At 68.2% G+C, this 9,421-nt stretch carries 8 protein-coding genes; all 8 read right to left on the bottom strand.

Annotated features, from left to right (window positions below):
* Positions 1–96 precede the first annotated feature (96 nt).
* The 8 genes from EQG76_RS30725 to EQG76_RS30690 all read right to left on the bottom strand — a co-directional run bounded on the left by EQG76_RS30725 (position 97) and on the right by EQG76_RS30690 (position 9,183).
* Positions 97–783 carry a response regulator gene (locus EQG76_RS30725; RefSeq protein ID WP_159719023.1) on the bottom strand — a complete coding sequence of 229 codons (687 nt, stop codon included), beginning with the start codon at positions 781–783 and terminating at the stop codon, positions 97–99.
* Positions 780–3,437, bottom strand: coding sequence for a sensor histidine kinase (locus tag EQG76_RS30720; protein ID WP_159719022.1), 2,658 nt, complete (start codon positions 3,435–3,437; stop codon positions 780–782). Before EQG76_RS30720 ends, EQG76_RS30725 begins: the two co-directional genes overlap by 4 nt.
* A gap of 12 nt (positions 3,438–3,449) precedes the next feature.
* Positions 3,450–4,040, bottom strand: a complete 591-nt coding sequence (gene kdpC, locus EQG76_RS30715) for a potassium-transporting ATPase subunit KdpC (RefSeq protein WP_159719021.1) — start codon at positions 4,038–4,040, stop codon at positions 3,450–3,452.
* Between the two features lie 14 nt (positions 4,041–4,054).
* Positions 4,055–6,106, bottom strand: a complete 2,052-nt coding sequence (kdpB, locus tag EQG76_RS30710; RefSeq protein WP_159719020.1) for a potassium-transporting ATPase subunit KdpB — start codon at positions 6,104–6,106, stop codon at positions 4,055–4,057.
* 24 nt (positions 6,107–6,130) lie between these two features.
* Positions 6,131–7,840 (bottom strand): potassium-transporting ATPase subunit KdpA, encoded by a 1,710-nt coding sequence (gene kdpA, locus EQG76_RS30705; protein WP_159719019.1) that lies wholly within the window; start codon positions 7,838–7,840, stop codon positions 6,131–6,133.
* A 27-nt stretch (positions 7,841–7,867) separates the two neighbouring features.
* Positions 7,868–7,963: a K(+)-transporting ATPase subunit F gene (gene kdpF / locus EQG76_RS30700; RefSeq protein ID WP_200841269.1), complete on the bottom strand. Its 96-nt coding sequence runs from the start codon at positions 7,961–7,963 to the stop codon at positions 7,868–7,870.
* A 493-nt stretch (positions 7,964–8,456) separates the two neighbouring features.
* A complete protein-coding gene (locus EQG76_RS30695) occupies positions 8,457–8,936 on the bottom strand; it encodes a type II toxin-antitoxin system VapC family toxin (RefSeq protein WP_159719018.1) in 480 nt (159 codons plus the stop codon).
* 4 nt (positions 8,937–8,940) lie between these two features.
* Entirely contained in the window at positions 8,941–9,183 is a 243-nt protein-coding gene (locus EQG76_RS30690) for a type II toxin-antitoxin system Phd/YefM family antitoxin (protein WP_159719017.1), read from the bottom strand.
* Between the last annotated feature and the right edge of the window lie 238 nt (positions 9,184–9,421).

The following is a 9,421-nucleotide window of genomic DNA, read 5'->3' as shown; positions in this document are numbered from 1 at the left end:
GGAAGATCAAGAACAACCCATGTGAGACAGGAGAGGGCGTCTCGATCAGCCGTCTTGCTGGGGTAGACCCAACGGAGATGCTTCTACCCGAGCTTCTCACCACCACCCCAGGCGGTAGCCGATGCCTGGCTCCGTCACGATCAGTGCCGGGGCCGCCGGATCCCGCTCGATCTTCTGCCGCAGCTGGCCGACATAGACCCGCAGGTACTGAGTGTCGTGCTCATGTGCCGGGCCCCACACGGTCGTCAGCAGTTGGCGGTGGGTGACCACCTTGCCGGCATGACGGACGAGGAGGGCCAGCAGGTCGAACTCTTTGGGGGTCAGCTTCAACTCCCTGCCACCCCGGATGACCCGGTGCCTTGGCAGGTCGATCTCCAGATCCTCCACGCGCAGGACCGGCACCTCGCCTGCGGTCTGCATCCGGTGACGCAAGGCCGCGCGCAGCCGGGCCATCAGCTCGCCGGCGCCGAACGGCTTGTTGACGAAGTCGTCGGCGCCTGTGTCGAGCGCCTCGATCTTCTCGGCCTCGCGGTCGCGGGCGGACAGGATCACGACGGGCAGCTGCGACCAGGTTCGCAGGCGCCGCAGCACCTCCTTACCGTCCATGTCGGGCAGGCCAAGGTCCAGGACGACGATGTCGGGTGCGCGCGTGGCGATCGCCTGGAGGCCCGCTTCTCCGGTATCGGCGCGCAGGACTTCGTAACCGTTCGCAACCAAGGCCGGGCCCAAAAAGCGATGGATTGCCGCCTCGTCATCCACCACCAGCACGCGCTGCCGGCTCAATCTCGTTCTCCGATCGGCAGGGTCATCACGATGCGGGCGCCGCGGCCGTTCTCCACGCTCCCTTGCGCCTGTACGGCGCCACCATGGGCCTCGATGATCCCCTTGGCGATGGCCAAGCCCAGACCGGAGCCCTCGCCGCCGTCGGCACTGCCCTGCGCGGCGCGAGCGAACTTCTCGAACACGTGGGGGAGAAGGGCCGGATCGATGCCGGGACCATCGTCGGTGATCGACACCTGCACGGCTGAGCCTTCCTGCCGGGCGGCCACGACCACATTCGCGGCCGGCCCAGCATGGCGGATGGCATTGCCGACCACGTTGCCGAGGGCCTGGCCCAGCAGGTTCTGGTCGGCGAAGACCAGCGGCAGCCCGGCCTGTACCTGCAGGGTGAACCGCTGGGTCGCCCCGCGCCGGCGGGCCACCGCGACCACGCGGTTCAGCACCTCCTCCAGATCGACCCAGTCCTTGCGCAGGTCGAGCGCGCCGGCTTCCAGCCGGGTCATCGACAGGAGGTTGCGCACCATCCCGTCCAGATGCTCGGCCTCGTCGCGCACCTGGGCCAAAAGGTCCTGCCGCTCGGCGGCACTCATCCGCTCGCCATAGTCCAACAGGCTGCTAGCCGCCCCCAGCACCGAGGCCAGCGGCGTGCGAAAGTCGTGGGAGATCGAGGCCAGGAGGATGTTGCGCACCCGTTCCGTTTCCGCCGCCATCCGCACGTCGGTCATCTCCCGGGCTAGGCCGGCACGGTCCAGGGCGATCGAGGCCTGGCCGGCCAGGGCATCCAGGAGGGTGCGCATCTCCCCGTCCAGGGGCTCGCCGGACGGCTCCACCTCGATGCCGATCACGCCGATCCGCCGCTCCTGCTGGCGCAGCGGCAGGAATAGCCAGGGCACGCTCGGCAGCGTGCCGGTGTCGGCGCCGGCCGGCTCGTCGTGCTCGAACGCCCAGCGCGCGGCGGTGAGCGAGGCGGTGTCCAGCCGGTTCCCGGCCGGCACGGCGGCGGCCGGCACCAGCCCGTTGCGGCCGTCGCGCAGGATCACGACCGACCGGTCCAGCATGGCACCAATCTCGGCCACCGCCCCTTCCACCAACGCCTTCTCGTCGGCCAGCGCGGAGAGCTTGCGGGTGAACTCGTACAGGCGCCGAGTCGCCCGCATCCGGACGATCGCGGCATCGGCCTGCTCGCGCGCCCGGCCGGCAATGGCCGAGGTCAGCACGGCCACGATCAGGAAGATGCCGAGCGCCAGGAGCTCGTGCGGGCGCGCCACCGTGAAGGTGCGCACCGGATTGATGAAGAAATAGTTGTAGGCGAGGAACGACAGGAAGGAGGCGAACACGGCCGGCCAGATCCCGAAGCGGATCGCCGGGACGAGCACCGCCATGAGGAACAGCATGGAGATGTTCGGCAGCGCCACGAACCGCTCGATCCAGGTGCCGACCAGGACCACCGCCGCCACGCCCAGGGCAGCCACGAGGTAGCCGCGCCAGGATCCCAGGGCCGGCAAGGCGAGCCGGACGGGCTCGGCCTGCCGGGAATCCGAAGTCAGGACGTGGACGGCGATGCCGTTGCCGCTCTTGACCAGCGCATCGGCGAGCGTGCGGCCGAACAGGGCACGAAACCGGCCGGCCCTTGCCTGGCCGATCACGATCTGGGTGACGTTCTGGAAGCGGGCGAAGCGCAGGAGCTCGCCTGCCAGGTCGGCGGCCACCAGTTGCCGGACCTCGCCGCCCAAGCTCTCGGCTAGGCGCACGGCCTCGGCGATCCTGCGGCGGCCTTGGGCGTCGATCGTCCGCCCGGGCTGCTCGACGCTCACCGCGAACCAGGAGCCACCGGTCAGGTCGGCCAGCCGCTTGGCTTCGCGCACGACCCGCGTGGCCGAGCCGTCCGGGCCGACGCAGACCATGATCCGCTCACCGGCCGCCCAGGGTCCCTCGATGGCGCCGCCCTGCATGCGCGCGACCAGGTCGCTGTCGACCCGGGCCGCCACCCGGCGCAGCGCCAGTTCGCGCAGGGCCAGAAGGTTGCTGGGCTTGAAGAAGCTCTGCACCGCGCGGGTGGCAGTGTCCTGGACATAGACCTTGCCCTCGGCCAGGCGTTTGAGAAGCTCGTCCGGCGGCAGGTCGACCAGGACGATCTCGTGGGCATCCTGGAACGCCGCGTCGGGCACGGTCTCGCGCACCCGGACCCCGGTGATCCGCTGCACCACGTCGTTCAGGCTCTCGACATGCTGCACGTTCAGCGTGGTCCAGACGTCGATTCCGGCATCCAGCAGCTCGTCGACGTCCTGCCAGCGCTTGGGGTGCCGGCTGCCCGGGACGTTGGAATGGGCGTACTCGTCGACCAGGAGCAGGCCAGGCCGGCGGGCCAGGGCCGCTTCCAGGTCGAACTCGGGCACCAGGCGGCCGCGATAGAGGATCGACTTCCTGGGCAGGACCTCGATGCCCTCGGCCAGGTCCTGGGTTTCCTGGCGCCCGTGGGTCTCGACCACGCCGATCACCACGTCGGCCTTGGCGGCACGTGCTGCCTGGAGCATGGCGTAGGTCTTGCCGACTCCCGGGGCAGCACCCATGAACACCCGCAGCCTGCCGCGCCCTTCCTGGCGGGCCTGGTCGAGCAGGGCCTCGGGCGAGGCGCGCTGCGGGTCGGGCTGGTTCATGGGGGTGGCGGCTCAGGACAGCGCCGGCCCGGCTGGCCGCGGGAAGGCCCGGTCGAGGGCTAGGTTGAGCAGCAGCACGTTGACCCGCTCCTGGCCGAGCATGCGAAGCTCGCGTCCTTCCACATGCTCCAGCACCAGCCGGCGGAGCGCATCCGGCGCGATCTCGCGGGCCTGGGCGACCCGGTCCACCTGCAGGAGGGCTGCGGCCGGCGACAGATGCGGGTCGAGGCCGCTGCCCGAGCTCGTCACGAGATCGACCGGGACCGTAGCAGGAGCCCCGGCATCGCGCAGCGCCTGGACATCGGCGCGGAGCCGGTCGGCCAGCCTGGCACTGGTAGGGGCGAGGTTGCTGCCCGAGGAGGCAGCGGCATCGTAGCCGGCACCGGCAGCGGAAGGGCGGCCGTGGAAATAGGCGGGGTCGGTGAAGGACTGGCCGATCAGGGCCGAGCCGACGACCTTGCCGTCCTTCTCGACCAGGCTGCCGTTGGCGGCGGTCGGGAACAGGGTCTGGGCGATCCCGGTGATCGCGAGCGGGTAGGCCAGGCCGGTGAGCAGGGTGAAGACGGCCAGCAGCACGACCGCCGGGCGGAGATGTTCACGCATGGCAGGCTTCCTTGTCAGGCGAGGCCGAGGGCGGTGACGGCAAGATCGATCAGCTTGATGCCGACGAACGGCACTAGGATCCCACCTAGTCCGTAGATGCCGAGGTTGCGGGCGAGCACGGTGCCGGCATCGGCCGGGCGGTAGCGCACGCCGTTTAGCGCCAGCGGGATTAGCGCCATGATGATCAGCGCGTTGAAGATCACTGCGGACAGGATGGCGCTCTCAGGCGTCGCCAGGCCCATGACGTTGAGGACGGCCAGCTCGGGGATCGCCGCGATGAACAGAGCCGGGATGATTGCGAAATACTTGGCGACGTCGTTGGCGATGGAGAAGGTGGTCAGCGCGCCCCTGGTCATCAGGAGCTGCTTGCCAATGCCGACGATCTCGATGAGCTTGGTGGGGTCGCTGTCCAGGTCGACCATGTTGGCGGCCTCGCGGGCGGCCTGGGTGCCGGACTGCATGGCGACGCCGACATCGGACTGGGCAAGGGCGGGGGCGTCGTTGGTGCCGTCGCCGCACATGGCGACGAGGCGGCCCTGGCGCTGCTCGGCGCGGATATAGGCGAGCTTGTCCTGCGGGGTGGCCTCGGCGATGAAGTCGTCCACCCCGGCCTCGGACGCGATTGCCGCGGCGGTGACGGGATTATCGCCGGTCACCATCACCGTGCGGATGCCCATGCGGCGCAGTTCGGCGAAGCGCTGCTTGATGCCCTGCTTCACCACGTCCTTGAGGTGGATGACGCCCAGCAGCCGGCCCCCGTCGCATAAACCCAGGGGCGTGCCGCCGGCCCGGGAGATGCGCTCGACCGCGGCGGCGAACGCCGCCGGCTCCGCCACCGGGCCGCGGGCCAGGCCGGCGGCGAAGCGGCGCACGGCATCAATGGAGCCCTTGCGTAGCTTGCGTGGCCCATGGTCGACGCCGGACAGGCGGGTGGCCGCGGAGAAGGCGACGAAAGCAGCGCCCGCGGGCGGCTGGTCCGGCAGGGTGAGGCCGTAGCGGTCGCGCACCAGCGCCAGGATCGAGCGGCCCTCGGCGGTCTCGTCGGCCAGGCTCGCCAGCATGGCGGCCTCGGCCGCTTCCCGCTCGAGGACACCCGGCACCGCGATCACCTCGGTCGCCATCCGGTTGCCGAAGGTGATGGTGCCGGTCTTGTCGAGCAGCAGCGTGTCGACGTCGCCGGCCGCCTCGACCGCGCGGCCGGACATGGCCAGCACGTTGTGACGGATCAGCCGGTCCATGCCGGCGATGCCGATGGCCGAGAGCAGCCCGCCGATCGTAGTCGGGATCAAGGTCACCAGCAGGGCCATCAGCACCGGCACGGCCAGCTCCGCGCCGGCATAGCGGCCAAGCCCGGCCAGCGTGACCACGGCGATGGTGAAGATCAGGGTCATGCCGGACAGAAGCACGGTCAGCGCCAGCTCGTTCGGGGTCTTCTGGCGGCTAGCCCCCTCCACCAGCGCGATCATCCGGTCCAGGAAGGACGAGCCGGGGGCAGCGGTGATCCGCACCACCAGCCAGTCGGAGATCACCGTGGTGCCGCCGGTCACCGCGGAGCGGTCGCCGCCGGATTCGCGGATGACGGGCGCGGATTCGCCGGTGATGGCCGCCTCGTTGACCGAGGCGATGCCTTCCACGATCTCGCCGTCGCCGGGGATGAGGTCGCCGGCCTCGACCAGGACGAGGTCGCCGACCTTCAGGTCGAGGGCCGCCACCTGCTCCACGCGGTCCCGCCGGTGCCGGTCGGGCAGGCGCTTGGCGACGGTGTCGGTGCGGGCACGGCGCAGCGTGTCGGCCTGGGCGTGGCCGCGGCCTTCCGCGATCGCCTCGGCGAAGTTCGCGAACAGGACCGTGAACCACAGCCAGACCATGATCTGCAGGCTGAAGCCGGTGGGCTGGCCGGCCAGCAGGTCGCGCAGGAACAGGACGGTCACCAGCAGCGCCACCATCTCGGTGACGAAGATGACCGGGTTCTTCACCAGCTCCCTGGGGTCGAGCTTGCGCAGGGCGCCGATCGCCGCCTGCCCCAGCAGGGCAGGCCTAGCCGGGGAGGCCGTGTTGGCCGTCATGTCGATTGCTCCTGAGGGAGACGGTCAGAAGGTCTTGCCGGCCAGCATCTGCACCTGCTCGGCGATGGGGCCGAGGGCCAGGGCCGGGAAGAACTGCAGGCCGCCCAGGATGAGGATCACGCCGGCGAGCAGGCCGACGAACAAAGGCCCGTGGGTCGGGAAGGTGCCGGCCGACGCCCTGGCGCGGGTCTTGGCGGCGAGCGAGCCGGCGATCGCCATCATCGGCACGATATAGGCGAACCTGCCCAGCAGCATGGCCAAGCCCAGCGTCGTGTTCCACCAGGGCGTGTTAGCCGAAAGGGAGGCGAAGGCCGAGCCGTTGTTCCCGGCTGCCGACGAGTAGGCGTAGAGGATCTCGGACAGGCCGTGCGGGCCGGCATTGCCGAGGCCGGCCAGGGCTGCGGGAAGCACGGCGGCGATTGCCGAGAAGCCCAGGATGGCGACCGGCAGGATCAGGATGGCGAGCACGGCCATCTTGACCTCGCGCACCTCGATCTTCTTGCCGAGATATTCCGGGGTCCGCCCGACCATCAGCCCCGCGACGAACACGGCGATGATCGCCATCACCAGCAGGCCATAGAGGCCGGAGCCGACGCCGCCCGGCAGGATCTCGCCCAGCTGGATCAGCAGCATCGGGATCATGCCGCCGATCGGGGTGAACGAGCCGTGCATGGCGTTGACCGCACCGCAGCTGAGGCCCGTGGTGACGGCGGCCCACAAGGCCGAGAGCGCCAGGCCGAAGCGGACTTCCTTGCCCTCCATGTTACCGCCGACGGGATCCAGCCCGAGGGACGCCAGGAGCGGGGTGCCTTGCGCTTCCGCGGCATAAGTGACGGCGGTGCCGGCCAGCAGCAGGAGGCCCATGACCGCCAGCAATGCCCGGGCCTGGCGGCGGTCGCCGACCATGCGGCCGAAGGCGAAGACCAGCGCGGTCGCGACCACCAGCATCTGCCAGGTCTGCACGAGGTTCGCGAGCGCGGTCGGGTTCTCGAAGGGGTGCGCGGCATTGGCGTTGAAGAAGCCGCCGCCATTGGTGCCGAGCTGCTTGATCGCGACCTGTGAGGCCACCGGTCCCAGCGCCAGGGTCTGCTGCGCACCCTCCAGCGTGGTCGCGGTCGCGGACGCATCGAGCGTCTGCGGCACGCCCAGCGCCACCAGCAGCAGGGCGGTCACGACCGCCAGCGGCAGGAGGACGTAGAGGGTCGAGCGGGTCATATCGACGAAGAAGTTGCCGACCGTGCCGGCACCGGAACGGGCAAAGCCGCGCACCAGCGCCAGCGCCAGGGCGAGGCCGGTGGCGGCGGACAGGAAGTTTTGCACGGTGAGCCCGGCCATCTGGCTCAGATGGCTCATGGTGACCTCGCCGGCATAGGCCTGCCAGTTCGTGTTGGTCACGAAGCTGACCGCGGTGTTGAAGGCGAGGTCAGGGGCCAGACCCCGGAAGCCCTGCGGGTTCAGCGGCAGGACGCCTTGGAAGCGCAGCAGGAGGTAGAGCAGCAGGAAGCCCGCCGCGTTGAAGGCGAGCATGCCGAGCGTGTAGCCGAGCCAGTTCTGCTCGGCGGCGGGGTTGACCCCGGCCAGGCGGTAGAGGAGGCGCTCGACTGGACCGAGGAGGGGGGTGAGGAGGGTGCGTTCGCCGGCATGGAGGCGCGCCATGAAGCCGCCGAGCGGTGCCGCGGCGAGCAGCACGACGGCGAACAGGAGGGCGATCTGCAGCCAGCCATCGGTGGTCATGGCGATCTTCTCTTGAAACAGGCGCGCTCAGAACTTCTCGGGCGATGCCAGCGTCACCACGAGGTAGACGACCAGGCCGAATGCCACGAGGCCGCCCAGGACCAGGTCGAGCATGGCTGTCATGCCCGCGCGACTAGACGTAGATAGCCGGCCATCAGCAGGAAGAAGCCGCTACCCGTCGCAAGGTAGATGATGTCGAGCATGGTCGACCTCCGTGGTGGAGCAGCCCTTCTAGGGCTGAACCGCATAAGCAGACCACGTGAGATCCACCCGCATAGGATAAGGATTGCATAAAGAGCTGCGGCCCCGGGGAGGCGGCAACATCATCAGAAATATCAGGCATTAAAAAAATCATTTCACGAAGAATTTAGTATTAATCAATACGGTATCTGGTAATAATATATGAAATTTTTTGATTATAATATCGCAAACAAGCTATTGATGCAATACAAATAGCAGTAATGCATCATTTAACCAAAAGTATCCTAAATATCTAATCAACTGAACGAGCGTAACAGGTTTCATTGAAGTAGCCTGGAACAGATAGCCTTTCGGTCTTCAGGCCGAGCAGAGCGCGGGAGGAGGCGGCAGCTTGGGAAGGCTTCTGGGCCAGAGCTCAGAGCCGGGGGGCCAGAGGCGAATTGGGCAGATCGGCGAAGGGATCAACCACCTCGACCGGCAGGAACTCGAAATGTCGGACGTTCCGGGTAAGCAGCACCAGCTCATGGGTGGAGGCAGTGGCAGCAATGGCGAGGTCGGCAAAGCCGGGAGCATGTCCCTGGCCACGCGCCAGGTCGGAGAACTGGCCGGTGGTCTTGGCAACATGGAGGTCCAACGGCAGCACTCGATCCGCATAGAGGTGTAGGACCAGCCCCAGCCAATCATCAAGACGGGCGGCCTTATGAGTGGCGCCCTTCCGCCTGAGCTTGGCCACCCCATCGGTAAGCTCGGCAATGGTCACCGCCGATAGAAAGAGCCGGTCTGTGTGCAGGCCCAGCCAATGGACCATCGTAGCCAGAGGAGGTTCTTTCTTGGTCGGAGCCACCGCCGAGATCACGTTGGTGTCGATCAGGTAGCGGGGCGGATCGACCTCCATGAGGTCAGACGTCTACCTCACGCAGCGACGACGGGTCTCGCTCAGGCAGGTCTTCCGGCCCGACCGGGAGGGAGGCCAGCAAGCGGCCAAAGGACGGTACCTGAGACAGGCGCTGCCATTCCTCCCACGAGATGACCACTGCCGCCTTGCGGCCATGGCGGGTGATCACCGAGGGTTGGCCGTTGATAGCCTCGTCCACCACGGTCGAGAGCGTGGCCTTGGCGTCGCGTAGCTGGATCTCATGCATGGCTTGCTCCTCTGCGCGACTATTGTAGTCACGCTTGGGCAAGGCTCAAGCCGGCACCTCCAGATCCAGCGTCCCACCAGCTACCTTGAGCGGTGCGACGGCAGATTCTTGGAGGTAGACGCTACTAGGCCCCGTTAGCTCCTGAAGTCTGTTCCCGTCTGCTATGTGGTGAGCAACGGATGGGATGGCGAATGACGGGGGTGCTGACGGATGGGCAGTGGGCGGTGCTGGCGCCGTT

It is taken from the genome of Geminicoccus flavidas (assembly GCF_009806515.1).
GTDB classification, from domain to species: domain Bacteria; phylum Pseudomonadota; class Alphaproteobacteria; order Geminicoccales; family Geminicoccaceae; genus Geminicoccus; species Geminicoccus flavidus.
The sequence above is the reverse complement of the archived record's forward strand: the minus strand, read 5'-3'. Positions and strand labels throughout refer to the sequence as shown.

Excerpts from the sequence above, each read along its gene's own strand:
- EQG76_RS30720 (WP_159719022.1), bottom strand. The coding sequence starts at position 3,437 with ATGAACCAGCCCGACCCGCAGCGCGCCTCGCCCGAGGCCCTGCTCGAC.
- kdpA (WP_159719019.1), bottom strand. The coding sequence starts at position 7,840 with ATGACCACCGATGGCTGGCTGCAGATCGCCCTCCTGTTCGCCGTCGTG.
- kdpF (WP_200841269.1), bottom strand. The coding sequence starts at position 7,963 with ATGACAGCCATGCTCGACCTGGTCCTGGGCGGCCTCGTGGCATTCGGC.
- EQG76_RS30695 (WP_159719018.1), bottom strand. The coding sequence starts at position 8,936 with ATGGAGGTCGATCCGCCCCGCTACCTGATCGACACCAACGTGATCTCG.
- kdpC (WP_159719021.1), bottom strand. The coding sequence starts at position 4,040 with ATGCGTGAACATCTCCGCCCGGCGGTCGTGCTGCTGGCCGTCTTCACC.
- EQG76_RS30690 (WP_159719017.1), bottom strand. The coding sequence starts at position 9,183 with ATGCATGAGATCCAGCTACGCGACGCCAAGGCCACGCTCTCGACCGTG.
- kdpB (WP_159719020.1), bottom strand. The coding sequence starts at position 6,106 with ATGACGGCCAACACGGCCTCCCCGGCTAGGCCTGCCCTGCTGGGGCAG.